Origin of the sequence: Enterobacter sp. Res13-Sevr-PEC09-46 (assembly GCF_015672585.1) — a bacterium.
Lineage (GTDB): Bacteria > Pseudomonadota > Gammaproteobacteria > Enterobacterales > Enterobacteriaceae > Enterobacter > Enterobacter hormaechei_C.
Genome location: NZ_JADABR010000020.1, coordinates 229,490 through 253,653, shown reverse-complemented (window position 1 = coordinate 253,653; position 24,164 = coordinate 229,490). Strand labels below are relative to the sequence as shown.

The 24,164-nt window shown below is 54.3% G+C and carries 22 protein-coding genes; 7 read left to right on the top strand and 15 right to left on the bottom strand.

The window, feature by feature from the left end:
* Positions 1-36 precede the first annotated feature (36 nt).
* Positions 37-1,422, bottom strand: coding sequence for a NarK family nitrate/nitrite MFS transporter (locus tag IMQ56_RS14840; RefSeq protein ID WP_032670798.1), 1,386 nt, complete (start codon positions 1,420-1,422; stop codon positions 37-39).
* Between the two features lie 210 nt (positions 1,423-1,632).
* Positions 1,633-2,208 carry a TetR family transcriptional regulator gene (locus IMQ56_RS14835; protein WP_015570471.1) on the bottom strand — a complete coding sequence of 192 codons (576 nt, stop codon included), beginning with the start codon at positions 2,206-2,208 and terminating at the stop codon, positions 1,633-1,635.
* 116 nt (positions 2,209-2,324) lie between these two features.
* On the opposite strand from IMQ56_RS14835, the gene IMQ56_RS14830 reads away from it, so the two are divergent.
* A complete protein-coding gene (locus tag IMQ56_RS14830) occupies positions 2,325-3,815 on the top strand; it encodes an MFS transporter (RefSeq protein WP_108394188.1) in 1,491 nt (496 codons plus the stop codon).
* 45 nt (positions 3,816-3,860) lie between these two features.
* Here IMQ56_RS14830 and IMQ56_RS14825 read toward each other — a convergent pair whose 3' ends face one another.
* Together IMQ56_RS14825 and yddG are read right to left on the bottom strand one after the other, a co-directional pair.
* Entirely contained in the window at positions 3,861-4,934 is a 1,074-nt protein-coding gene (locus IMQ56_RS14825; protein WP_017382300.1) for a porin OmpD, read from the bottom strand.
* Between the two features lie 626 nt (positions 4,935-5,560).
* Positions 5,561-6,439, bottom strand: a complete 879-nt coding sequence (gene yddG, locus IMQ56_RS14820; RefSeq protein WP_108394189.1) for an aromatic amino acid DMT transporter YddG — start codon at positions 6,437-6,439, stop codon at positions 5,561-5,563.
* Positions 6,440-6,659: 220 nt separating this feature from the next.
* On the opposite strand from yddG, the gene fdnG reads away from it, so the two are divergent.
* Genes fdnG through fdnI form a run of 3 tightly spaced genes read left to right on the top strand, consistent with a single transcriptional unit; the run spans position 6,660 to position 11,252 of the window.
* Positions 6,660-9,707 carry a formate dehydrogenase-N subunit alpha gene (gene fdnG / locus IMQ56_RS14815; protein WP_164551585.1) on the top strand — a complete coding sequence of 1,016 codons (3,048 nt, stop codon included), beginning with the start codon at positions 6,660-6,662 and terminating at the stop codon, positions 9,705-9,707.
* 11 nt (positions 9,708-9,718) lie between these two features.
* Positions 9,719-10,603 carry a formate dehydrogenase subunit beta gene (gene fdxH, locus IMQ56_RS14810; RefSeq protein ID WP_196063962.1) on the top strand — a complete coding sequence of 295 codons (885 nt, stop codon included), beginning with the start codon at positions 9,719-9,721 and terminating at the stop codon, positions 10,601-10,603.
* Positions 10,596-11,252: a formate dehydrogenase-N subunit gamma gene (gene fdnI, locus IMQ56_RS14805; RefSeq protein ID WP_032102982.1), complete on the top strand. Its 657-nt coding sequence runs from the start codon at positions 10,596-10,598 to the stop codon at positions 11,250-11,252. Before fdxH ends, fdnI begins: the two co-directional genes overlap by 8 nt.
* A 65-nt stretch (positions 11,253-11,317) precedes the next feature.
* Here fdnI and IMQ56_RS14800 read toward each other — a convergent pair whose 3' ends face one another.
* The 3 genes from IMQ56_RS14800 to ppk2 all read right to left on the bottom strand — a co-directional run bounded on the left by IMQ56_RS14800 (position 11,318) and on the right by ppk2 (position 12,734).
* On the bottom strand, positions 11,318-11,560 hold the full coding sequence (locus tag IMQ56_RS14800) for a CcdB family protein (protein WP_230326215.1): 243 nt from the start codon (positions 11,558-11,560) through the stop codon (positions 11,318-11,320).
* A 65-nt stretch (positions 11,561-11,625) separates the two neighbouring features.
* Positions 11,626-11,814: a hypothetical protein gene (locus IMQ56_RS14795; protein ID WP_017382306.1), complete on the bottom strand. Its 189-nt coding sequence runs from the start codon at positions 11,812-11,814 to the stop codon at positions 11,626-11,628.
* A 101-nt stretch (positions 11,815-11,915) separates the two neighbouring features.
* The gene (gene ppk2, locus IMQ56_RS14790; protein ID WP_196063963.1) at positions 11,916-12,734 is read right to left on the bottom strand and encodes a polyphosphate kinase 2; all 819 of its coding nucleotides are present in this window, start codon (positions 12,732-12,734) and stop codon (positions 11,916-11,918) included.
* 160 nt (positions 12,735-12,894) lie between these two features.
* Between ppk2 and araJ the strand changes: the two genes are divergently transcribed.
* A complete protein-coding gene (araJ, locus tag IMQ56_RS14785) occupies positions 12,895-14,070 on the top strand; it encodes an MFS transporter AraJ (protein ID WP_017693387.1) in 1,176 nt (391 codons plus the stop codon).
* Positions 14,071-14,109: 39 nt separating this feature from the next.
* Here araJ and IMQ56_RS14780 read toward each other — a convergent pair whose 3' ends face one another.
* On the bottom strand, positions 14,110-15,312 hold the full coding sequence (locus IMQ56_RS14780) for an NAD(P)/FAD-dependent oxidoreductase (protein WP_196063964.1): 1,203 nt from the start codon (positions 15,310-15,312) through the stop codon (positions 14,110-14,112).
* Positions 15,313-15,442: 130 nt separating this feature from the next.
* Between IMQ56_RS14780 and IMQ56_RS14775 the strand changes: the two genes are divergently transcribed.
* The gene (locus IMQ56_RS14775; RefSeq protein ID WP_015570482.1) at positions 15,443-15,952 is read left to right on the top strand and encodes an Rrf2 family transcriptional regulator; all 510 of its coding nucleotides are present in this window, start codon (positions 15,443-15,445) and stop codon (positions 15,950-15,952) included.
* Between the two features lie 39 nt (positions 15,953-15,991).
* Here IMQ56_RS14775 and adhP read toward each other — a convergent pair whose 3' ends face one another.
* The 7 genes from adhP to IMQ56_RS14740 all read right to left on the bottom strand — a co-directional run bounded on the left by adhP (position 15,992) and on the right by IMQ56_RS14740 (position 23,141).
* Positions 15,992-17,002, bottom strand: coding sequence for an alcohol dehydrogenase AdhP (adhP, locus tag IMQ56_RS14770; protein ID WP_006810706.1), 1,011 nt, complete (start codon positions 17,000-17,002; stop codon positions 15,992-15,994).
* A gap of 196 nt (positions 17,003-17,198) precedes the next feature.
* Positions 17,199-18,908 (bottom strand): ABC-F family ATP-binding cassette domain-containing protein, encoded by a 1,710-nt coding sequence (locus IMQ56_RS14765; RefSeq protein ID WP_103269932.1) that lies wholly within the window; start codon positions 18,906-18,908, stop codon positions 17,199-17,201.
* Positions 18,909-19,252: 344 nt separating this feature from the next.
* Positions 19,253-20,950 (bottom strand): NAD-dependent malic enzyme, encoded by a 1,698-nt coding sequence (locus IMQ56_RS14760; RefSeq protein ID WP_006810704.1) that lies wholly within the window; start codon positions 20,948-20,950, stop codon positions 19,253-19,255.
* A 176-nt stretch (positions 20,951-21,126) separates the two neighbouring features.
* Complete coding sequence (sra, locus tag IMQ56_RS14755; protein WP_000841561.1) at positions 21,127-21,264, bottom strand: stationary-phase-induced ribosome-associated protein; 138 nt, start codon at positions 21,262-21,264, stop codon at positions 21,127-21,129.
* 95 nt (positions 21,265-21,359) lie between these two features.
* Complete coding sequence (bdm, locus tag IMQ56_RS14750) at positions 21,360-21,575, bottom strand: biofilm-dependent modulation protein (protein ID WP_015570485.1); 216 nt, start codon at positions 21,573-21,575, stop codon at positions 21,360-21,362.
* 141 nt (positions 21,576-21,716) lie between these two features.
* A complete protein-coding gene (locus IMQ56_RS14745) occupies positions 21,717-22,238 on the bottom strand; it encodes a VOC family protein (RefSeq protein ID WP_023296661.1) in 522 nt (173 codons plus the stop codon).
* Between the two features lie 51 nt (positions 22,239-22,289).
* Positions 22,290-23,141 carry a Vmh family MBL fold metallo-hydrolase gene (locus IMQ56_RS14740; protein ID WP_023296660.1) on the bottom strand — a complete coding sequence of 284 codons (852 nt, stop codon included), beginning with the start codon at positions 23,139-23,141 and terminating at the stop codon, positions 22,290-22,292.
* A 111-nt stretch (positions 23,142-23,252) separates the two neighbouring features.
* Here IMQ56_RS14740 and IMQ56_RS14735 point away from each other — a divergent pair, with 111 nt between their 5' ends.
* Positions 23,253-24,140: a LysR family transcriptional regulator gene (locus IMQ56_RS14735; RefSeq protein ID WP_023303768.1), complete on the top strand. Its 888-nt coding sequence runs from the start codon at positions 23,253-23,255 to the stop codon at positions 24,138-24,140.
* Positions 24,141-24,164 lie beyond the last annotated feature (24 nt).

Genomic DNA, 24,164 nt, shown 5'->3' with positions numbered 1-24,164 from the left:
AGGGTGAGGCATCACGCTCCGGCGAAGATGTAGTTATTATTTTTGTGAGGATTTGCGGCCGTACACCAGCCAGGTGACGAGCACGCAGACGATGTAAAACACGAGGAAGACTTTCATGGCGCCCACCGGGGAACCGGTCATTGCCAGGGATGTGCCAAAGGCTTTGGGAATAAAGAACCCGCCCACCGCACCGATGGCAGAGATAAAGCCCAGCGCGGCAGCCGTTTCGGTCACCGCTTCATGCTGTGCCTGTTCGTCGCTCCCACCCTGTTTTTTCACGCGGTCGAGGGTGATTTGGCGAAAGATAATCGCGATCATCTGGAAGGTCGAGCCGCTGCCCAGCCCGGCGGTGAGGAACAGGCCCATAAAGACCAGATAGAAGGCGATAAAACTGCCTGAACCAGAGCCGGGCAGCGTCAGGAAAATCAGGGCGCTAAAGATGGCCATAAAGACGAAGTTGATCAGCGTCACCCGTACGCCGCCCAGCCTGTCCGAGATCATCCCGCCAGCCGAACGCGCCAGGGCGCCGATCAGCGGGCCAAAGAAGGCGAGGTGGAGGATATTTACGTCCGGAAACTGGGTTTTCGACAGCATAGCAAAGCCTGCCGAGAAACCGATAAACGAGCCGAAGGTTGCCAGATAAAGCAGGCTCAGCAGCCAGAGGTGAAAGCGCTTAAGCACCGGAAGCTGGCTGGCAATGGACGCTTTCGAGCTGGCGATGTCGTTCATGCCAAAAAACGCCGCAAGGGTAGCAAGAATCAGCAGCGGGGCCCAGATCCACGCCGCGTTCGCCAGCCACATCGTCGAGCCATCTTCCTGGGGGACGCCGTGAACGCCGAGGAAGGTAAACATCGGCAGAAAAATCACCAGCGGCGCAACCAGCTGCATCACGCTCACGCCCAGGTTACCCAGCCCGCCGTTAATGCCCAGCGCGCTGCCCTGTCTGGCTTTCGGGAAGAAGAAACTGATGTTTCCCATGCTGGAAGCGAAGTTGGCCCCGGCAAAACCGCACAGCAGTGCGATGATAATAAAGACCCAGTAAGGCGTAGCGGTATTCTGGATGGCGATCCCAAGCCAGACACAGGGTACGACCAGGATAATGGTACTTAACACGGTCCAGTAACGTCCGCCAAATATCGGCACCATAAAAGAGTAGGGGACACGCAATATCGCGCCGGAAAGAGAAGGTAATGCCGTTAGCATAAAAAGCTGATCGGTGCTGAAATTAAATCCGACCTTATTAAGATTTACCGCAATAGCGCTAAACAACATCCATACACAAAACGCGAGAAGCAAACACGCCACGGAAATCCACAGGTTTCTACGTGCGATATGTTTCCCTTTATTCTCCCAAAATTGCGCGTTTTCCGGTTTCCAGTTACTCAACAGATGCTGATTACTCTTCTCGCTTTGATGTGACATATCACCCTCTTGCTTACCAAAATGGAGAGAAAAAATAAGTGAAAACAGAAAGATACCTTTCGGCAGTTTGTAGAAATTTTTGGATGTTATGGGATACATCTGAAAGGATAGATAAAAAAGCGAATCCCTGAGTTTGGAATGGGAATCAGGGTTCGCTTTATGTGTTACTAATTGTAACTATTTGCGGAAATTAATACCCCGATGGGAGTATTAAAACAATTCGAGGGAAATAAGCTTATCCAGATGCTTATTAAATGCCGCGTCGTCCATTTCAGGCATATTTAATACGTATATGCCATCCAGGCCACATACCAGACCAATTAAACGCCAGGCGATATTTTCCGGCTGGTCAGCAAGCGTAAAGGCGTTGGCCTCCGCCCCGGCGCGGATAATCGCGACCGTTTCCTGGTGCCACATCTCCATGGTCAAAACGTAGGCGCCTTTGATATCGCTATCCCGGCTGGCAAGAATTTGCGCCTCCCGCCACAGTCGAATATAAGGCTCAAACCCGCCGTCATCGCTGCCGAGCATGGCATGCAGGCGCTCGCGCCAGCCGGCGTTTTCGCCAACGATTTCAGCATCCAGCAAATCGCGGATTAGCCGGACAAACGCCAGCGACTTAAGCTCGCCCGCCGACGCAAAGTGGTGATGCACCTGCCCGGTGGCGACGCCCGCTTCGGTGGCGATGCGGCGCACGGTCATCGCAGCGAATCCTTCGGTCAGCGCCACGCGCATCGCGGCCTGGAGGATCTCTTCCCGCCGCTCGTCCTTGCTCAGATAACGCATAATTTCTCACTCTCAATGGCAACGAAACGAGTGTAACAAAGAGCTGGACAAGTGTTCAACTTTACGTAGGATCGCATTCTGGACATGCGTCCAGTTTTTAACTGAAAAGGAAATTTATGTTTCGTCAGTGGTTAGCGTTAGTGATTATCGTGCTGGTGTATATCCCGGTGGCGATTGACGCGACGGTGCTGCACGTGGCGGCGCCAACATTGAGCATGACGCTGGGTGCCAGCGGCAACGAATTGCTGTGGATTATTGATATTTACTCGCTGGTGATGGCGGGGATGGTGCTGCCGATGGGCGCGCTGGGCGATCGCATAGGTTTTAAGCGCCTGCTGATGATTGGCAGCGTGCTGTTTGGCCTGTCATCGTTAGCGGCGGCATTTGCGCCGTCCGCGGGCTGGCTGATTACCGCCCGCGCGTCGCTGGCGATTGGCGCGGCGATGATTATTCCGGCTACGCTTGCAGGGATCCGCACCCTGTTTATTGATGCGCGGCACCGTAATATTGCCCTCGGCGTCTGGGCTGCCGTTGGGTCGGGCGGCGCGGCGTTTGGCCCGCTGATTGGCGGCATGTTGCTGGAGCACTTTTACTGGGGGTCGGTGTTCCTGATTAACGTGCCGATCGTGCTGATCGTGGTTTCGCTTGCTGCGCGCTTTGTGCCTGCTCAGCAGGGGCGGCCCGAGCAGCCGCTCAATATCAGCCATGCCATTATGCTGATTGTAGCGATTTTACTGCTGGTCTATAGCGCCAAAACCGCCCTGAAAGGGGTGCTGTCGCCGTGGATGGTGGCCTGTACGCTGCTTACCGGGGCGGTGATGCTGTTTATCTTCGTCCGTATCCAGCTGCGCGCGCGCGTGCCGATGATCGACATGCGTCTGTTTTGCCATCGCATTATTTTAAGCGGCGTGGTCATGGCGATGACCGCCATGATTGCGCTGGTGGGCTTTGAACTGCTGATGGCGCAGGAGTTGCAGTTCGTGCATGGTTTTACGCCTTTTGAAGCAGGGATATTCATGCTGCCGGTGATGGTGGCGAGCGGATTTAGCGGGCCGATCGCGGGCGTGCTGGTCGGGCGTCTGGGGCTGCGCATTGTCGCGGCCGGAGGCATGGGGCTTAGCGCGGTCAGTTTTATCGGCCTGTCGACGCTCGATTTCAGCACCCAACAGTGGCAGGCGTGGAGCCTGATGGTGCTGTTGGGCTTCAGTGCCGCCAGCGCACTGCTGGCCTCGACGTCAGCGATCATGGCTGCCGCGCCGAAAGAGAAAGCGGCCGCCGCAGGCGCGATCGAAACCATGTCCTACGAGCTGGGTGCTGGTCTGGGGATCGCCATTTTCGGTCTGCTGTTAACCCGCAGCTTTTCGGCGTCTATTGTACTGCCGCAGGGGCTGAGCGCGTCGCTGACCGATAAAGCCTCGTCGTCCATCGGTGAAGCGATGAAGGTGGCGCAGGAGCTGTCGCCGTCGCTGGCCGAGCCGGTGATGAAGGCGGCGAAAACCGCGTTCATCACCTCGCACAGCGTGGCCCTGGGCAGTGCGGGAGGCATGCTGCTGATTCTGGCGGTCGGGATCTGGTTTAGTCTGGCGAAGGTCGGAGGGCAGCAGTAATAAAAAAGGCCAGCCGCGAGGGCTGGCCTTTTGAACTAACAGATCTTAGAACTGGTAGGTCAGACCTACAGCTACGATGTTGTCGGTAGCCACTTTGGCATCTTTGGTGAACTGGCTGTCATCCACGAGGTTGATTTTGTAATCAACATAGGTGGACATGTTTTTGTTGAAGTAGTAGCTCGCGCCAACGTCAACGTATTCAACCAGGTCCTGGTCGCCATAAGAACCGATGTCTTTACCTTTGGATTTCAGGTAAGCGATGGACGGACGCAGACCGAAGTCGAACTGGTACTGCGCCACAACTTCGAAGTTCTGCGCTTTGTTGGCAACGTGACCGTTACCGAACGCCGTCATGTTGCGGGTTTCAGAGTAGGTGGTTGCCAGGTAGATGTTGTTCGCATCGTACTTCAGGCCAGCAGCCCAGACTTCTGCGTTTTCGCCACCGGCGTTCAGGTTGCTTGCAGCACGAACCTGACGGTCGGTACGGTCAGATTTCGCGTAGGTCGCACCCACACCGAAGCCGTCGAATTCATAGGTAGAAGACAGACCCCAGCCGTCACCGTTGGATTCGGTGATATCGTCACGGTCGTTTTTACCCTGGTACTGAGCAGCCACGTTCAGGCCGTCAACCAGACCAAAGAAGTCGGTGTTACGGTAGGTTGCAACGCCAGTGGTACGGCCGGTCATGAAGCCGTCAGTCTGCGTCCAGGTATCGCCACCGAACTCTGGCAGAACGTCAGTCCACGCGCCGATGTCATAAGCCACACCGTAGTTACGACCGTAGTCGAAGGAACCGAATTCATCGAATTTCAGACCAGCGTACGCCAGACGGGTTTTGTTGCCGTCGGAACCTTGAGCTTCAGAGCGATTGCCCTTGAACTCATATTCCCACTGACCGTATCCGGTCAGCTGATCGTTGATCTGAGTTTCACCTTTGAAGCCCAGACGAACATACGTTTTGTCGCCGTCGCTACCAGCATCATCAGAAAAATAGTGCAGACCAGTAACTTTGCCGTACAGATCCAGTTTGTTACCGTCTTTGTTAAAAACTTCAGCCGCGTTAACAACGCCAGCTGCCAACATGGAAGTCACTGCCACTGCAACTAATTTAAGTTTCATCTTAAATAATCCTTATAATTTTATTTAGGTATTTCCTAAGCCACCTGAGCGATTTTTAAACGAGGCTTATCGTCAATGGCAGACTATTTTTAAAATTCCGTAGACTGCTTTCAATAATAAGTTTCAAAATATTAAAGATAATTTCAATTAGTGTGATCCTGATCGGATAAATTGCCCTTAAATCGGCCAGTCAGGTTAATATATAGACATAAAGTGATTATTAACTAATCAGGATAATATGGCTGTGAATAGTTGTCGGACGTTTTAGTTTTTTGGTGGGATTAAAAGGGTTTGGCAGGGAATGTCAAAGCATGTGGCAGGATAATCTTTTTTAAAACAGTTGATTATAAATTTCTCGGGAAACCAGAACCTGTTTTTTAAGAGAAATATTCAGAAATAAACTATTGCATTTTGTGCTATATAGCGCGGGAATATTGGCGCTGAATTAATTACCTGCGTTGTCAGTTTATGTCAATTTCCACAACAACTCTGGCTTTCTGACAGCACTCTATACAGAAATTTAATTACTCTCTAATGTTACGAATTATATTCGAGGGTGTGATCACATATTAAAATATTGTTAATATTTTGCCGGGCATATTCGGTACCCGGCAAAAATAAAAATGCTATTTGCGGGTGGCATACCAGCACAGTAACGATCCGGCGCACACCATCAATGCCCCTTGCCAGAATGAGAGTGAAAGCGGAGAACTCAGCAGAATAGCCGCCAGTGCGGCGGAAAGAACTGGCGTAAAATATGAGACAGCCGCAAGCACCGTGACGTTACCGTGAAGAATACCGATATTCCAGGCGGCGTAGCCAAAGCCAAGCGCAACCCCACACATCAATAGCTTCACCACAACCGGGACGCTGAACACCATTTCGGGCTGATCGCTGACGGAATATTTGACCCACAGGCTCAAGGCGGTCAGCAGGACGAAAAGGGTAATGCCATTTTGCCCTTTGGCATACTTGCTGGTGACGGTGCAGTAGGCGGCCCAGATAAAAGCGCCAGCAAACGCCAGCCCATAACTTAGCGGACTGGAAACGACGTTCTGCATGATGTCATTCAGTTGCAGACCGTTTTCGCCACCTAAAACCCAGCACACACCCAACAGCGAGATGAGAAGCCCAGGGATCACCCACAGGGTGGTTTTTTGCCCGTTGAACAAAATCGCGAACGCAATCGTCAGGCTTGGCCACAGATAATTGACCATACCGACTTCAATCGCCTGTGAGCGCGTCGCGGCATATCCCAGCGACAGGGCCAGGCACATCTCATAGCTGACAAACAGGATGCTGCCCGCAATGAGATAGCGCGTGGAAAAACGCCGAAGATCGGGAAAACCCACCGTCACCAGACACAACAGCCCGCTGACGGTGTAAATCATCGCCGCGCCGCCCACCGGACCCAGTCCTTCACTGACGCTGCGGATGAGACCCACCATGGTGCTCCACAGCAATATGGCCGCCAGGCCTGTCAGCGTTGCTCTTTTTCTGTCCATTACCCTGCCAGTCTTCTAAAAATCAAAGGGAAAACTTATAGCATCTATTTGCTACACCTGGCGAATTTTCAAAGAGCCTGTTAACCCGAAAGGATTAGCAAATCGTACCGGCAGTGACTATTAAGGGGGCGAAGTCTGGCGACCTTGATTTGACGCAAAAAAAACAGGGGCTTTGCTGTTAGTTTGCGGCGCGAAGTCTTATCAGATAACGAGGACAGCAATGGACGTCAGCCGCAGACAATTTTTTAAAATCTGCGCGGGCGGTATGGCCGGAACAACAGCCGCAATGCTGGGATTCGCTCCCAAAATGGCGCTGGCTCAGGCACGCAACTATAAACTGCTGCGCGCGAAAGAGATCCGTAACACCTGCACATACTGCTCCGTGGGTTGTGGGCTATTAATGTATAGCCTGGGTGATGGCGCAAAGAACGCCAAAGAAGCGATTTATCATATTGAAGGGGACCCGGACCATCCGGTGAGCCGCGGGGCGCTTTGCCCGAAAGGGGCGGGGCTGCTGGACTACGTCCACAGTGAAAACCGTCTGCGCTACCCGGAATATCGTGCGCCGGGCTCTGACAAATGGCAGCGTATCTCATGGGACGACGCTTTCTCCCGAATTGCAAAACTGATGAAAGCGGATCGCGACGCCAACTTTATTGAGAAGAACGAGCAGGGCGTCACGGTAAACCGCTGGACCTCCACCGGGATGCTGTGTGCCTCTGCGGCAAGTAATGAGACCGGCATGCTGACGCAAAAATTTGTGCGCTCCCTCGGCATGCTGGCGGTTGATAACCAGGCGCGCGTCTGACACGGACCAACGGTAGCAAGTCTTGCTCCAACATTTGGTCGCGGTGCGATGACCAACCACTGGGTTGATATCAAAAACGCTAACGTCGTGGTGGTAATGGGCGGTAACGCCGCTGAAGCCCATCCGGTGGGATTCCGCTGGGCGATGGAAGCGAAAAACAACAACGATGCGACGCTGATTGTCGTCGATCCACGCTTTACGCGTACGGCATCGGTGGCTGATATCTATGCGCCGATCCGCTCCGGTACGGACATCACGTTCCTGTCCGGCGTGCTGTTGTACCTGATCGAAAATAACAAAATTAACGCGGAATACGTTAAGCATTACACCAATGCCGGCCTGCTGGTAAGGGAAGATTTCGCCTTCGAAGATGGCCTCTTCAGCGGCTATGACGCCGGGAAACGTCAGTACGATAAATCGTCCTGGAACTATCAGTTCGACGAAAACGGCTACGCGAAACGCGATGAGACCCTGAGCGATCCGCGCTGCGTGTGGAACTTGCTGAAACAGCACGTTTCCCGCTATACGCCGGACGTGGTGGAAAACATCTGCGGTACGCCGAAAGCGGACTTCCTGAAAGTATGTGAAGTGCTGGCTTCCACCAGTGCCGCCGACAGAACCACTACATTCCTGTACGCGCTGGGCTGGACGCAGCATACCGTGGGCGCGCAGAACATCCGTACCATGGCGATGATCCAGCTGCTGCTCGGCAACATGGGGATGGCCGGTGGCGGCGTGAACGCCCTGCGCGGGCACTCTAACATTCAGGGCTTAACCGACCTAGGCCTGCTGTCGACCAGCCTGCCGGGTTACCTGACCCTGCCGTCCGAGAAGCAGACCGACTGGCAAAGCTGGCTTGACGCCAACACGCCAAAAGCGACGCGTCCGGACCAGGTGAACTACTGGAGTAACTATCCGAAGTTTGCCGTCAGTCTGATGAAATCGTTCTATGGCGACGCGGCGCAGAAAGAGAATGACTGGGGCTTTGAGTGGTTGCCGAAATGGGACCAGGCTTACGATGTCATCAAGTATTTCAACATGATGGATAAGGGCGACGTCACGGGGTATATCTGCCAGGGCTTTAACCCGGTAGCGTCATTCCCGGATAAAAACAAAGTCGTTCGCAGCCTGAGCAAGCTGAAGTACATGGTGGTTATCGATCCGCTGGTCACCGAAACGTCTACGTTCTGGCAGAACCACGGTGAATCAAACGATGTCGATCCGGCAGCGATTCAGACCGAGGTGTTCCGCCTGCCGTCGACCTGCTTTGCGGAAGAGGACGGTTCAATTGCCAACTCTGGCCGCTGGCTACAGTGGCACTGGAAAGGTCAGGATGCGCCCGGCGAAGCACGTAATGACGGCGAAATTCTGGCCGGGATTTACCATCGTCTGCGCGAGATGTACCGCGCCGAAGGCGGCAAAGGCGCTGAGCCGCTGCTGAAGATGAGCTGGAACTACAAGCAGCCGGATCATCCTGAGTCCGAAGAGGTGGCAAAAGAGAACAACGGCGTGGCGCTGGCCGACCTGTACGATGCCAACGGTAATCTGGTGGCGAAGAAAGGACAGCTGCTCAATAGCTTCGCGCTGTTGCGTGACGACGGTACCACGGCCTCTTCCTGCTGGATCTACACCGGCAGCTGGACGGAGCAGGGTAACCAGATGGCCAATCGCGATAACGCCGATCCGTCAGGCCTGGGCAATACCCTGGGCTGGGCATGGGCGTGGCCGTTGAACCGCCGCGTACTGTACAACCGTGCCTCCGCAGACGTGAACGGTAAGCCGTGGGATCCGAAACGCATGCTGATCGAGTGGAACGGCACGAAGTGGACGGGGAACGATATCCCGGACTTCAACACCGCCGCGCCGGGCAGCAACACCGGGCCGTTTATCATGCAGCCGGAAGGGCTGGGACGTCTGTTTGCTATCGACAAACTGGCGGAAGGGCCGTTCCCGGAACACTACGAGCCGATGGAAACGCCGCTCGGCACTAACCCGCTGCACCCGAACGTGGTCTCCAGTCCGGTGGTACGCATCTATGAAGACGACGTGCTGCGTTTAGGTAAAAAGGACAAGTTCCCGTATGTCGGAACCACCTACCGCCTGACCGAGCATTTCCATACCTGGACCAAGCACGCGCGGCTTAACGCCATCGCGCAGCCGGAACAGTTTGTGGAGATAAGCGAAACCCTGGCGAAGGCGAAAGGCATTGCCAACGGCGATCGCGTGAAGGTCAGCAGCAAGCGCGGCTTTATTCGCGCGGTGGCGGTGGTCACCCGTCGTCTGCAAACGCTGAACGTGCATGGCCAGCAGGTGGAAACCGTCGGTATACCGCTGCACTGGGGTTTTGAAGGGGTAGCGCAGAAAGGCTACATCGCCAATACCCTGACGCCAAACGTCGGCGATTCCAACTCGCAAACGCCGGAGTATAAAGCGTTTCTGGTCAACATCGAGAAAGCGTAAGGAGCGATTAAATGGCGATGGAAACACAAGACATTATTAAACGCTCCGCGACCAACCCGATAACGCCCGCGCCTCGTGCGCGGGATTACAAGGCAGAAGTCGCCAAGCTGATCGATGTCTCCTCCTGCGTGGGCTGTAAGGCCTGCCAGGTGGCCTGCTCGGAGTGGAACGATATTCGCGACGAGGTGGGGCACTGCGTTGGTGTCTATGACAATCCTGCTGATCTGAGCGCCAAGTCCTGGACGGTGATGCGCTTTAGCGAAACCGACCAGAATGGCAAGCTGGAGTGGCTGATCCGTAAAGACGGCTGTATGCACTGTGAAGATCCGGGCTGCCTGAAGGCATGCCCGTCTGCCGGGGCAATCATTCAGTACGCCAACGGGATCGTCGACTTCCAGCAGGATAACTGCATCGGCTGCGGTTACTGTATTGCAGGTTGTCCGTTTAATATCCCGCGCCTCAATAAAGAGGATAACCGGGTCTATAAATGCACGCTGTGCGTCGATCGCGTCAGCGTCGGCCAGGAGCCTGCCTGCGTGAAGACCTGTCCTACCGGGGCGATCCATTTCGGCACCAAAAAAGAGATGCTGGAAGTGGCGCAGCAGCGGGTGGATAAGCTCAAAGCGCGCGGCTATGACAAGGCCGGGATTTATAACCCGCAGGGCGTGGGCGGTACGCACGTCATGTATGTTCTGCACCACAATGACCAGCCGGAGCTGTATCACAATCTGCCGAAAGATCCGGCGATAGATACCTCGATCAATCTCTGGAAAGGGGCGCTTAAGCCGCTCTCAGCGGCGGGCTTTATCGCCACCTTTGCCGGGCTGATTTATCACTACATCGGTATCGGGCCGAATAAAGAGGTGGATGTCGACGAGGAGGAGCATCATGAATAAGTCGAAAATGATAGTGCGCACAAAATTTGTCGATCGCGCCTGTCACTGGACGGTGGTCATCTGCTTCTTCCTGGTGGCGGTATCCGGCATTTCGTTCTTTTTCCCGACGCTACAGTGGCTCACGGAAACCTTCGGGACACCGCAGATGGGGCGCATTCTGCATCCGTTCTTCGGCGTGCTGATTTTCGTGGTGCTGATGTTTATGTTCGTGCGTTTCGTTCATCACAACATCCCTGACAAGCAGGATATTCCCTGGATTAAAGGGATTGTTGAGGTTCTGAAAGGCAACGAGCATAAAGTCGCGAAGGTGGGCAAATACAACGCCGGGCAGAAGATGATGTTCTGGACCATCATGAGCATGATTTTCGTGCTGCTGGTAACCGGAGTGATTATCTGGCGTCCGTATTTTGCCCAATATTTCCCGATCCAGGTGGTGCGCTACGCACTGCTGATCCACGCGACCTCGGCCATTATTCTGATCCACGCCATCCTGATCCATATGTATATGGCCTTCTGGGTGAAAGGATCGATTAAAGGCATGATTGAAGGGAAGGTGAGCCGCCGCTGGGCGCAAAAACACCATCCGCGCTGGTATCGGGACGTTGAGCGACTTGAAGCGCAAAAAGAGAGTTCGGAAGGGTTGAAGTAAACCTCGCGCCGTCGGCATTGTCCGGCGGCGCTGCACTTGCGCGGCTCTGAGCTACGTATTGGTAATTAACGCATCAATTCCTGCAAGAACACTACTTCTTGCACTGCGCAGATTACATACATAATTCTTATTATTAAGTTTCTTTGTCTCCACGTGTGTGATGTTGGCTGTATTAAGAAAAATGTCTGGAATTCAATGTTCACCAGTGGCGTTGCAGCGTTTGAATGTCCTCTTAAATGATTGTGATAGCTTAACGGTACAATAAGTCTCGTTGATAAGTCGTCATAAAAATCGTGCTGAATAATCATAAAATAGGGCTGATATTCACGCGTTCTGTCTGATGGGTTGCGATAAACGTCAAACTGAAAACACATCAAAGCCCTCCAAAATAAGGGTCATCCGATAATAGCCCTGCTTTGGCCGTTAATTCATTCATCGCTTTAATAAATCCCTGATCCTGTTGATGCTGTCGCTTGTGCTCTGCTGTTGTAGAGAGTGGGCGAGGCTTTTTACCCGTAAAAGGCTTTGTTGTAACACATCTTTCTGTGCGGTTCGGTTTCATGTTTTCTCCTTTGTTGGTGCGGTCATTATCAACCGCAGCCAACAAAAAACAATACTGTTTCCCCTGGTAATCTACATTATGCGAGCCGTCTTCCAGTAATATCAAAATTGCTCTGCAATATACCGGAAGGGATATTTTGTAGGCTTCACTTCGCCGATCTTGCGTTTCGGTAAATCCACCTTGTCTACGTGAATTTCTTTATAGGGGATCTGGGAAAGCAGATGCGAAATAATATTCAGCCGCACCCTTTTTTTATCTTCTGAGCGCGCCACAAACCACGGTGCCCAGGCGGTGTCGGTCGCTTTAAACATCGCGTCGCGGGCGAGGGTATATTCATCCCACAGATTGAAAGATTTAATATCCATTGGAGACAGCTTCCAGATCTTGCGACCATCATTAATGCGATCGCGCAGGCGGCGCTCCTGCTCTTTTGGCGTTACTTCAAGCCAGTATTTCAACAATATGATCCCGGCATCGACCATCGCTTTTTCCATTACCGGCGTTCCATCAAGAAATTTTTCGGCCTGCTCTTCGGTACAGAAACCCATGACTCTTTCCACGCCCGCACGGTTGTACCAGCTGCGGTCAAAAATAACGATTTCCCCGGCAGAGGGCAGATGGGGAACGTAACGCTGAAAATAGAGCTGACTTTTCTCTTTATCGGTGGGGGCCGGTAACGCAACAACGCGAAACACCCGGGGACTGACGCGTTCGGTGATGGCTTTGATGACGCCGCCTTTACCGGCGCCGTCTCGCCCTTCAAAAACAATACAGACCTTTAACCCTTTGGCGACTACCCATTGCTGGAGCTTAACCAGTTCAACATGGAGGCGGCGAAGCTCTTGCTCGTACGCTTTAGTTTTGAGCGGCGCGTTTTTAACGACATCATCAACAACATGGGTTTTCTTCTTACTGACCATGGTGGGTCTCCCTTTGTATCCGGTCGCGGGATCGAGGCCGTACTAAGAGTGTAATCGGCCTGAATGAATGGATTAATGTGTCAGAAATCTGATTTGAACTGGTTCACCATACAAGTTTAATCAATAATGCACGCTGCATTTTTTTAACAGTGGTCGCGGTATGAAAAAGACAATTTTTTCGTTAGCACTGGGTACCTTTGGCCTGGGGATGGCTGAGTTTGGCATTATGGGCGTGCTGACCGAGCTGGCTCATGATACGGGCATTTCGATTCCCTCCGCCGGAAATATGATTTCGTTTTACGCTTTTGGCGTGGTGATCGGCGCGCCGATTGTGGCGCTGTTCTCCAGCAAATTTTCGCTGAAAACAACGCTGCTGTTTCTGGTGGCGATGTGCGTCGTCGGTAACGCGCTCTTTACCTTCTCTGACTCCTACGTGGGACTGGCGGCGGGGCGCTTAATCTCTGGTTTCCCGCATGGCGCGATTTTCGGAGTGGGGGCGATAATCCTGTCAAAAATCGCGCCGCCGGGTAAAGTGACGGTCGCTGTGGCCGGGATGATTGCCGGGATGACCGTTGCCAACCTGCTTGGCGTGCCGCTCGGGACGTGGCTGGGACATGAATTTAACTGGCGTTACACCTTCTTTTTGATTGCGGTCTTTGACGCGCTGGTGATCCTGTCTGTTCTGCTGTGGGTGCCTGACATTCACGACACGACAACCACCCGGCTGGCAGAACAATTCCACTTCCTGAAGAAACCGGAACCGTGGCTGATTTTTGCCGCTACGATGTTTGGCAATGCCGGGGTGTTTGCCTGGTTTAGCTTCGTGAAGCCGTTTATGGTCAACGTGTCAGGCTTTTCTGAGGGCGTCATGACCGCGATCATGATGCTGATGGGGCTGGGCATGGTGCTGGGAAATGTCTTCAGCGGCAAGCTGTCGTCACGCTTTAGCCCGCTGCGCATTGCTGCCACCACCGACCTGGTGATTGTGGCTTCGCTGCTGGCGTTGTTTGCCTTTGGCGAGCTTAAAACAGCTTCACTGGTCATGGGATTTGTCTGCTGCGCCGGGCTGTTTGCGCTCTCTGCGCCGCTGCAAATTCTGCTGCTGCAAAATGCGAAAGGCGGCGAGATGCTGGGGGCCGCAGGCGGGCAAATGGCGTTTAACCTCGGCAGCGCAATTGGCGCCTATTTCGGTGGATTGATGATTACGCTCGGCTTTAGCTGGAGCTATGTCACGCTGCCGGCCGCGATTTTATCCTTCTCTGCGATGACCTCTCTGCTGATGTATGGTTATTTATGTGCCAAAAAGCGTCAGGCCAACGCAGGTGCGCTGGCCTGATTACACACTTTGCCCGCTGGTCGCGGGCGCAGAAGGGGACTAAACGAATTTCGCCAGCGGGTCAGCGGCGGCAAAAGCGACCGCTTTGTCTGCTGCTGGCGGGTAAATCAGTTCGTTGGTGATGGCGACTTTGATCTTTTTGCCTTCCTCGCGCACGGATTTAACGCGCTGTTCCCAGCCCTCGGTGTATACCGCACCCCAGCCACCCAAATCCAGACAGGTGACGTAGTTCACCTGACGGTAAGGGTACGGCTCCAGATTTAACAGGCTGGCCGCCGCGTTGTGTCCGGCGAATTTCCCCAGCTGGATCGCGTGCTGGCAGGTCATCAGCGCCGTGTTGCCCGCATCGTCCGTTTTGGCGTGCGCCATATCACCCGTCGCGTAAACCTCCGGATGCGCAGGAACCTGCAACGTGTCGTTGACGATCAGCCGTCCCTGAGTATCGCGTTCCCCGTCAATTTGCAGGCTGAGGAGGTTAGCTTCTACCCCTGCCGTCCACACTACAGTGGCGCTGGCAATGCGCTCTCCGTTTTTCAGCGTTACGCCGCTGGCATCGATGGCTTCAATTTCACTGTTTAAACGCCATTCAACGCCGAGCGCGTTGCTTGCTTCTTCAATTGTGTTACGCAGCGCCTCGCTATAACGCCCGCCGATGGTTGCACCTCTTTCAACTACGATTACTTTAGTCTTTGTATCAGCGCCGAAGCGAGTACAGAGTCGGGCAGGGAGTTCCGTTGCCAGTTCGATGCCGGTAAAGCCGCCGCCACACACGACCACGGTATTACGCTCCGGGGTGGAGGGGCGCGAAACCAGCGAATCAAGATGCTGCTCGAATAATCTGGCGGAGTCGAGTTGGTCGATATCAAAGGCGTATTCAGCCAGACCGGCAACAGGAGGACGTTTAGTCTGGCTACCGGTTGCGAGGATCAGACGTTCCCAGGCGACGTCAGCAATCGCGCCGTTTGAATCGCGATACAAAACGGTTTTAGACGAGGTATCAATACGTTGTGCTTCGCCCGCAATAAAGGCGATACCCAGCTCAGCAAACAGTTCGGTCAGCGGCGCGACCATCGTCGACACGTTCTCTTCATAAAAGCGTGGGCGAACGCGCAGTTCCGCAACAGGGGCCAGCACGGCAATGCTGAGGCTATTGTTACCCGCCAGAGCAGAAAGGCGCGCGGCGCTGACCGCAGCCCACATACCGGAAAACCCACTACCCACAATTAAAATCTGCTTTTTCATACTCGATCCTTTAGTGCGTCAGGCTGTATGTCTGACATAACTGCCACTATACTTGTCGGAGTTAACTGCGACAACTTCTTTCTGAGTTAAAAATCGTTATAATGCAGCGAACAATGACCCGGAGTGAGCCATGGCGTTTTACAGTTCTGGTGTGGAATATGGCATTCATAGCCTGATGTGTATGGTGGATGCAAAAGGCAATGAACGTGAGATGAGCGTCCGGGAGATGGCGGCCTTGCAGGGCGTGCCGTACGACTATCTTGGAAAAATCTTCACCCGTTTATCACGCGCGGGGCTGGTCATCAGCACCGAAGGCAAAGGGGGAGGCTTCCGGCTGGCGCGTCCGGCCGAGCTGATCAGCGTGCTGGACGTGGCGCATGCCATTGACGGCGAGAAGAATATGTTTGAGTGTCGGGAAGTGCGTCAGCGCCTGGCGGTGTTTGATGAAACGCCACCTGCCTGGGTCTGTGACGGCCCGTGTGGGGTGCGCTCGGTCATGGACAGCGCGCAGCAGCGGATGGAAGAGGAGTTAGGACGCCATACCATCCTGGATCTGGCGCGGAAGATGTATCGAAAAGCGCCGGACACGTTCCAGATCGAGGTTCAGGAATGGATTTCCGATCGCCGTTCGTCCACGTGAAAAGCCGGGCAGGGCAGAGCCGCTACCCGGCCACCGCGGTTAAGAACGTAAATCAATCACCATACGGCCACGGATCTGGCCCTGTTCCATTTCTTTGAAGATGGCGTTGATATCTTCCAGTGGGCGCATTGTAACTTTCGGTTTCACCTTACCTTCAGCCGCAAACTGGAAGGCTTCGAGCAGATCCTGACGGGTACCCACCAGGGAACCCACTACCTGAATCCCATCGAGGACCAGACGTGGAATATCCAGGCTCATCGCTTCCGGCGGCAGGCCAACAGCCACCACGCGGCCACCGGCGCGAACTGCGTCAACGGCAGAGTTGAAGGCCGCTTTCGCCACCGCCGTCACCACCGCCGCATGCGCACCGCCGGTTTTCTCCTGAATCACTTTTGCCGCATCTTCACTGCGGGAGTTCACGGTTAAGTCTGCGCCCATGCTGGCAGCGAGCTTCAGCTGCTCGTCATTCACGTCAATGGCGATAACTTTCGCATTGAAGACATTTTTGGCGTATTGCAGCGCGAGGTTGCCCAGACCGCCCAGGCCATAGATCGCAATCCACTGGCCGGGTTTGATGTCAGAGACTTTTACCGCTTTGTAGGTGGTGACCCCGGCGCAGGTGATGCTGCTGGCCGCCGCAGAGTCCAGTCCGTCCGGAACTTTAACCGCGTAATCCGCGGTGACGATGCACTCTTCCGCCATGCCGCCGTCAACGGAGTAACCCGCGTTTTTCACGTCACGGCACAGCGTTTCGTTGCCGGTATTACAATATTCACAGTGGCCACAGCCTTCGAAGAACCACGCCACGCTTGCACGATCGCCTACTTTTAGCGACGTGACGCCAGGACCAATCTCTTTGACGATACCAATCCCTTCGTGGCCGAGGATCACCCCGGTTTTGTCGCCAAAATCGCCATTCTTAACATGGAGATCGGTATGGCAAACGCCACAGCACTCCATCTTCAGCAGCGCTTCACCATGTTTGAGCGCGCGTAAGGTTTTTTCTGTGACATTAACCTGATGATCCTGAGTGACAACAGCAGCCTTCATGTATTTCTCCTTTCATGATGAGTATCTGCATAGCAGGTCTGATTACCCATTAAGGATTAATACTTTGGCGCTGTAATGCAAGGTAACCGCAACATAATGTCATTATTTGATGCATTTTCGGATTAAGAAAAGGCTGTACCCCTCATAAATTGGGGTGAAAAACACTGGCCCGGCGACGCCACCGCCGGGCTCAGATTTACAGTTGCGCTTCTATTACCTCAATCTCTTTTCGCCATTGCGCCTGTAACTGCGGTTTTTGATGTTTTGGCTTGCGCGCCAAATCTTCTTCCAGCAGTGTTTCCAGGGCAACCAGGCGTTCGAGCAGATCGTCAGACGCTGAAGAGGGTGCCTTCGATGCGGCCTTCGACGCTTCAGGTACAACCGGACCGGTGTCCTCACGCAGGCGCTCAAACACCGCCTCCGCATCGTGCCATTCGCTCAGCCTGCCGTCCTCAATCAGCCAGAAGCGGTTACAGCTCTGGCTAATTAACTGACGATCGTGGCTCACCAGCAGCACTCCGCCTTCAAACTGTTGCAGCGTTTCCGCCAGCGCCTCTTTGCCTTCCATGTCCAAGTGGTTGGTCGGTTCATCCAGCATCAGCAGGCTATAACGGGCAAGCGTCAGGCCGACGAACAGCAGGCGCGAACGTTCCCCGCCGCTCAGCGTACTGACTTTTTGCCCGTGACGCGCCCACGGGAACCCGGCACTGATGAGCGCCATTTTACGGGTCTGCGGATCTGGCGCGAAAGGCTCCAGCGCATCAAGCAGCGCCGCATCATCTGGCAACTGGTGCAGCGTCTGGTCGTAGTAGCCGGGTGAGACGCGCGGATGACGCTTAAGCCGCTCGTCCGCGATCTCGTCGCGAAAATGTCGCCAGATAAGCTTCAGCAGCGACGATTTTCCGCAGCCGTTACGACCCACAATCGCCACGCGATCGCCGCTCTTCAGCCGCGCGCTGTCGAGAGTAAACAGGTCTGGCAGACCCGGCGCCGGGGGGACGCCTAGGTGAGTCATTTCCAGCAGGCGGTCGGCCCGAAGCGCGTCCCCGCGCAGGGTTAAGGTCCACGGGCTTCCCGCCGTCAGTTCCGTCTGGGTCTCTTTCAGGCGTTCGACCTGTTTTTCCATCTGCTTAGCCTTACGGGAGAGATCTTCGTTGTCATAGACCTTGCCCCAGTTCGCGAGACGCCGTGCGCTGGCCGTGACGCGGTCGATCTCTTTTTGCTCTGCCTTATGGCGCAACGCATCGCTTTCGTCTTTTGCGTCGAGCGCCAGACGGGCGGCAGTGCAGGGAAGGGCAAAGGCGTGCAGCGTTTTATCGCGCAGGATCCAGCTGCCGTTGGTTACCGCGTCCAGCAGTTGCCTGTCGTGTGAGACCAGCACAAAGCTGCCGGACCAGTTTTGTAGAAACTGCTCCAGCCACAGCAGGGTCGGCAGGTCAAGGTGGTTGCTCGGTTCGTCCAGAAGCAGCAGATCCGGATCGCTTATCAACGCTCGTGCCAGCAGCAACCGCGTATGCTGGCCGCCGCTCAGCGTGGCGGAGGTTAACGCCGTTTCCTGCGTCGTGAAGCCCATTCCGGCCAGCAGCGACTCGGCTTTCCAGCGCAAACTGTCGCGCTCACCGATCGGCAGCTGCGCCAGCACCGCATCCAGCATGGTCAGGGGATAAAGGGCCTCCGGCAGATGTTGTTCCACGCGCGCCAGCAGGCAATGCCCCGCCAGTGAAACGGTTCCGGCAGCAGGGGACTGCGTCCCGTCGAGGATTTTCAGCAGCGTACTTTTTCCGCAGCCGTTATCACCCAGCAGGCCGATGCGATCGCCTTTTTTCAACGTAAAGGAGAGAGAGTCGAAGAGCGTGCCGAACGCCGTATCAACGCGTAAAGAATGTGCAGTGAGTAAAGTGCTCATTGTTGCTTACCCAGGAGTTACAGGCATGTTTATGCCTCGTCAAACATCGCTGACGATAACTCAGTAAGCCCGAGAGAAGGGATTTCAGGGGTTGGTGTCTTCGCTCAAGCGGAAGTTATCGCAGCACGATACCGATAACGCTTGAGCTGGTGCGATCACCAAATGTATGTGAAACATTGAAAATTTCACAGTACAGCATAATTGGCCTCCTTATATATTCAGTAGGTTAATGGATGAAGGGAGTGTAGCGGGGGAAAATGGGTTTGGCTAGTGGGAGGTGCCGTATATTCCCCTCACCCTAACCCTCCTCCCCTTTGGGGAGAGGGCTGGGTGAGGGGCAATGCTTAAATAGAAGTACGACGATAGCTACGGTATTCCGGCATCCAGAAGTTATCGTCAATCGCTTGCTGCAACGCATCGGCAGAGGTTTTCACCGCGACGCCTTGCTGCTGCGCCATTTTGCCTACCGCGAAGGCAATTGCGCGGGACACTTTATGAATGTCTTTCAGCTCCGGCAGTACCAGGCCTTCACCGTTATTCACCAGCGGTGAGTGACCTGCCAGCGTTTCGCTCGCGGACATCAGCATTTCGTCGGTGATGCGTGACGCGCCGGAGGCGATAACCCCCAGACCAATACCCGGGAAGATATAGGAGTTATTGCACTGTGCGATGGGATAGAGTTTGTCCTTCCACAGCACCGGATCAAACGGGCTGCCGGTCGCGACCAGTGCCTTACCTTCTGTCCAGGCGATGATATCCTGCGGCGTTGCCTCCACGCGTGAAGTCGGGTTAGACAGCGGCATCACGATAGGGCGTTCGCAGTGCTTGTGCATCTCGCGAATAATCTCTTCCGTGAAGAGGCCGGTCTGCCCGGATACGCCGATCAGAATGTCCGGCTTCACGTTGCGCACCACGTCAAGAAGCGAGAGCACTTCGTTATCCGTATCCCAGTTTTTCAGGTTTTCACGCTTCTGCACCAGTTTGGTCTGGAACGGGAGCAGGTTTGGCATACCGTCGGTCAGCAGGCCAAAACGGTCCACCATAAAGACGCGGGAGCGAGCCAGCTCTTCGCTTAAGCCTTCGCGCTGGGTCTGGGCAATAATTTGCTCGGCGATGCCGCAGCCCGCGGAGCCTGCACCCAGGAAGACAATTTTCTGATAGCTGAGCTGGCTGCCTGCCGCACGGCTCGCGGCAATCAGCGTCCCCACGGTCACTGCCGCAGTGCCCTGAATGTCGTCGTTGAACGAGCAGATCTCATCGCGGTAGCGGTTCAGCAGCGGCATGGCGTTTTTCTGCGCGAAGTCTTCGAACTGCAACAGCACGTCCGGCCAGCGGTGCTTCACGGCCTGGATGAAATCATCAACAAACTGATAGTACTCGTCGTCGGTAATGCGCGGATGACGCCAGCCCATGTACAGCGGATCGTTCAGCAGTTGCTGGTTGTTGGTTCCCACGTCCAGCACCACCGGCAGGGTGTAGGCCGGGCTGATCCCGCCGCAGGCGGTATACAGCGAGAGCTTACCGATGGGAATACCCATCCCGCCAATGCCCTGGTCGCCAAGGCCCAGAATACGTTCGCCATCGGTTACCACGATCACCTTGATGTTGTGGTTAGGAACGTTTTGCAGAATATCGTCCATGTTGTGACGGTTCTGATAGGAGATGAACACGCCGCGGGAACGACGGTAGATCTCTGAGAAGCGTTCACACGCCGCGCCGACGGTTGGGGTGTAAATGACGGGCATCATCTCTTCGAGATGGTTCTGCACCAGGCGGTAGAAGAGGGTTTCGTTGGTGTCCTGGATATTACGCAGGTAGATGTGCTTATCGATTTCGGTTTTAAAGCCCTGATACTGGATCCAGGCGCGTTCCGCCTGTTCTTCAATGGTTTCAACCACTTCAGGCAGCAGGCCCAGCAGGTTAAAGCTGCTGCGCTCTTCCATGCTAAAGGCGCTGCCTTTGTTCAGAAGGGGAAACTCCAGTAAAACCGGACCGGCGTAAGGAATATAAAGGGAACGATGTTTTTTCAGTTTGTTGTCCATGTCACTCACTCTTTTTAAGAAGATCCGTCCCTGACACTGCTGTTTGTCATCTTTCTGGCCTGTGCTACGGGGTGCGGTCGGGCGGTATTATAAAGGAGCTAAATATTAATTACCGCAACACATAAACAAAAACACCACCGGGGTGACCGATGGTGTTGTGGATTTCGTACTGGAACTTACTTGCCTGCCTGACGTTTCCTGCCGGTGGCGTGGGTCACTTGCGTTTCGCTCCCCTCTTCAATAACCACTTTGCGCTGGTTTGAGAGCTTGTAGTTCAGTCCCAGAATGTGGCGTGCCTGACGGTTCGATTTCATATTAACTCCTCAATCCCGTTGATAGTTTTAAGGACAAGTTTGCTCACGCAAACGAAATGTAACCCCTTAGGTTGCAGATCCAGCTTAGCAGGTTTTTACAAAGGTGCATTTTGCCCGCTGACCACATAGTTGATGGTTTGCTGGTAGATGTCACTGAGGATGTCATTGTCTGTGGCTTCCACCCACCTGGTCAGTTCCATCAAAATGTCATCTTCGGTAACAACACCGTGCTCCGCCTGAAGACCCTGCGCAATCGCGTTAACGAGTTCGGGTTGTGCTGCTGTGGTATGTGCCGGGTAATAAGTAAACATGCTGCCTCCGTGTCGTTGTCTGTTTAATGTTACGGCGTGCAAAATCGTAATTCGCATTCAGATTGGCAAATATTTTTGCCGTTGTGGTTCAGATTCGTCCTGGAAATAAAAATATCATCTCCCGTAGCACAGAAATAAAATTTAGGGTTTCCAGCGGCGTAAATTTGTCGTTTTTTCATAAGGCATGGGCGTCGGCCAGCAGATCAATTCCACAATGCTGCCCCAGGGTGTTTGCCCATAGCAGAAAGCATTCCCTTCACCTTTTTCATCCGGAAATGTAAGCGGCTTTGGCGCGGTAAACATCTCCCCGCCAGCAGCGGTGAAAGCGGCTATCGCCTTATCAAAATCATCAACATAGACAGCAAAATGCTGGAGGCCAAAGTCGCTGGCGCGGGCGGGCATTCCCTGTTCAGGACCATGCATTTCGAAAAGTTCTATGCCGGGTCCATGGGGCATAACAAGCATGCGGATGGCGTGAATTTTTGTGCCGGGAAATAATTTTAAGGTGTGCTGCTGGGCGGGCTGATCAATATTATCGGTTTGCGCATCGACAGAATGATATAAAACCTGGGCGTCGAAAGCGCGTTCAAAAAATAGGGTGGCTTTTTCAATGTCGGGCACCGTAATACCGATATGGTCGATGCCCCTTACTGAAGATGGCATAGTTAACTCCTGCTATAAAAAATTTAAATATAGCAGGAGATAATCAGGCTATTACCACTTCATTTCGCCGGTATTCACTTTGGCACTCAGTTCCAGCGAACTGGCTTCCGCCAGATTCGGCCACTGTTTTTTCATTGTGTTGATGACGCCGGTTGACGCTTTATCTGCCGTGAGGGCCTGTTCAAACTGCTGTAGATAGCGACGGGTAAAGTCGATAGCGCCGGTACCTGCTGGCGGTGTCCCCAGGTAGTGGCCCGGAATAACGTGTTCGGGCTTAAGGGCTGCCATGCTATCCAGCGTCTGCTGCCACTGTTTGCGGCTTTCCGGCGTTTGGGTATCTGCCGTCCAGACGTGAATGCCCCATGAGACGCCCGTGCCGCCGAGGATGGTTTTTGCGGATGGGATCCAGACATACGCCGCATAGCTCTCAGGCTCTTCAATATTCACTCTCTCACCGTCAATCATAAAGGTGGTTGAGGCAAGCACTTGCGGCACGTAGAGCTGCGTCGGCGCGCCGTCTTTCATCTGTGGCCCCCAGAAGGCGAGCTTCGCGTCTTTTGTGGCCTTGATATGGTCCACCACCTGTTGCGTGGCGACAACTTTGGCATTAGGGAAGGCTTTCACCAGCGGTTGCAGGCCGAAATAGAAATCCGGATCGCCGGAAGTGATCACGATTTTGTTCAGCGTTTTACCGCTGTGGCGAATTTTTTCTACCAGCGCTTCGCCATCTTTCACGCTGAACTGGGCGTCAAACAGTACCGCCTCTTTCGGGCCAGACACCAGGGTGGAAGAAACGGCAAAAATGCCTTTTTCCTGCGGGTTGTACGTATCAACGGTCAACGGCGCGGCAAAGACGGCCGGAGTGAAAAGGGTTGTCAGCAAAGCAAGGCGGGCGATGGTCATGGTCATCTCTCTGTTCTTCAGGAAAGTCTCTATTGTACGGATCTCTTCATTTGCCAGAATTCCTGAAACAGGAGATGCTTAGTTTCATAAATCGAGCAAATGGAGGTCAAAATGGATCGCGTTATTGCCGCCCAGGTGTACAACCGCATCTGTGAGCTGGGGAGTTTAAGCGCGGCGGCGCGGGCGCTGGGGATCTCCCGTCCGATGGTGAGCCGTTATCTGGAGCAGATGGAGAAGTGGGCCGGGGCGCGGCTGGTGAACCGCTCCACCCGCAAGCTGACGCTGACGGCGGCGGGAGAGAAGGTCCTGCAAAAGACGCGTACGCTCTCGCAAATTTCTCAGGAAATTGAAGATCAGTCAGTGAAGGATTTACCCTCAGGTACGCTTCGCGTCGCCTGCGCGCATTTCACCGCGATGCAGATTATCGCTCCGGTGCTGCCCGATCTGTTGCAGCGTTACCCTCAGCTGCGCATTGAGCTGGATGTTAATAACCATCCGGTAAGCCTGGTGGGCGAGCGAATTGACGTGGCGATCCGCATCACCGATAACCCCGAACCGGGCATGATCGCCCGCCGACTGGGAGAGTGTCGGTCCGTACTTTGCGCTTCGCCGCACTACCTTGCCAGCCGGGGCGTTCCAGAGCAGCTGGAGGACTTAGCACGGCACAACTGCCTGCATTACAGCTTTTTTGCCGGTCAGTCGTGGCGTTTTTTGACGCCCGAAGGGGAGCCGATCACGACGGCGGTCAGCGGCAATCTCAGCGCCAGCATCTCGTCACTGCTGATGGAGGCGGCGATAAACCACTGTGGTATTGCCATGCTGCCCGAGCGCGAGGCCGACGCGGCGCTACGGCAGGGCAGCCTGGTGCCGGTGCTCAGCGCCTTTACGCCAAAACCAATCGGTATTTTTGGTATTTATCAGTCGCGAGACTATCAGCCTGCGGCGCAGCGTGTGTTCCTCGACGCGCTGGCAAACCACCTTGCCACGCGCTCGGACTAATCTGTCTTCCCTGCAAAATGGATT

What these genes read in the sequence shown, in the direction of transcription:
- IMQ56_RS14840 (WP_032670798.1), bottom strand. Translation starts at nt 1,422, where the DNA reads ATGTCACATCAAAGCGAGAAGAGTAATCAGCATCTGTTGAGTAACTGG.
- IMQ56_RS14835 (WP_015570471.1), bottom strand. Translation starts at nt 2,208, where the DNA reads ATGCGTTATCTGAGCAAGGACGAGCGGCGGGAAGAGATCCTCCAGGCC.
- IMQ56_RS14830 (WP_108394188.1), top strand. Translation starts at nt 2,325, where the DNA reads ATGTTTCGTCAGTGGTTAGCGTTAGTGATTATCGTGCTGGTGTATATC.
- IMQ56_RS14825 (WP_017382300.1), bottom strand. Translation starts at nt 4,934, where the DNA reads ATGAAACTTAAATTAGTTGCAGTGGCAGTGACTTCCATGTTGGCAGCT.
- yddG (WP_108394189.1), bottom strand. Translation starts at nt 6,439, where the DNA reads ATGGACAGAAAAAGAGCAACGCTGACAGGCCTGGCGGCCATATTGCTG.
- fdxH (WP_196063962.1), top strand. Translation starts at nt 9,719, where the DNA reads ATGGCGATGGAAACACAAGACATTATTAAACGCTCCGCGACCAACCCG.
- fdnI (WP_032102982.1), top strand. Translation starts at nt 10,596, where the DNA reads ATGAATAAGTCGAAAATGATAGTGCGCACAAAATTTGTCGATCGCGCC.
- IMQ56_RS14800 (WP_230326215.1), bottom strand. Translation starts at nt 11,560, where the DNA reads ATGATTATTCAGCACGATTTTTATGACGACTTATCAACGAGACTTATT.
- IMQ56_RS14795 (WP_017382306.1), bottom strand. Translation starts at nt 11,814, where the DNA reads ATGAAACCGAACCGCACAGAAAGATGTGTTACAACAAAGCCTTTTACG.
- ppk2 (WP_196063963.1), bottom strand. Translation starts at nt 12,734, where the DNA reads ATGGTCAGTAAGAAGAAAACCCATGTTGTTGATGATGTCGTTAAAAAC.
- araJ (WP_017693387.1), top strand. Translation starts at nt 12,895, where the DNA reads ATGAAAAAGACAATTTTTTCGTTAGCACTGGGTACCTTTGGCCTGGGG.
- IMQ56_RS14780 (WP_196063964.1), bottom strand. Translation starts at nt 15,312, where the DNA reads ATGAAAAAGCAGATTTTAATTGTGGGTAGTGGGTTTTCCGGTATGTGG.
- IMQ56_RS14775 (WP_015570482.1), top strand. Translation starts at nt 15,443, where the DNA reads ATGGCGTTTTACAGTTCTGGTGTGGAATATGGCATTCATAGCCTGATG.
- adhP (WP_006810706.1), bottom strand. Translation starts at nt 17,002, where the DNA reads ATGAAGGCTGCTGTTGTCACTCAGGATCATCAGGTTAATGTCACAGAA.
- IMQ56_RS14765 (WP_103269932.1), bottom strand. Translation starts at nt 18,908, where the DNA reads ATGAGCACTTTACTCACTGCACATTCTTTACGCGTTGATACGGCGTTC.
- IMQ56_RS14760 (WP_006810704.1), bottom strand. Translation starts at nt 20,950, where the DNA reads ATGGACAACAAACTGAAAAAACATCGTTCCCTTTATATTCCTTACGCC.
- sra (WP_000841561.1), bottom strand. Translation starts at nt 21,264, where the DNA reads ATGAAATCGAACCGTCAGGCACGCCACATTCTGGGACTGAACTACAAG.
- bdm (WP_015570485.1), bottom strand. Translation starts at nt 21,575, where the DNA reads ATGTTTACTTATTACCCGGCACATACCACAGCAGCACAACCCGAACTC.
- IMQ56_RS14745 (WP_023296661.1), bottom strand. Translation starts at nt 22,238, where the DNA reads ATGCCATCTTCAGTAAGGGGCATCGACCATATCGGTATTACGGTGCCC.
- IMQ56_RS14740 (WP_023296660.1), bottom strand. Translation starts at nt 23,141, where the DNA reads ATGACCATCGCCCGCCTTGCTTTGCTGACAACCCTTTTCACTCCGGCC.
- IMQ56_RS14735 (WP_023303768.1), top strand. Translation starts at nt 23,253, where the DNA reads ATGGATCGCGTTATTGCCGCCCAGGTGTACAACCGCATCTGTGAGCTG.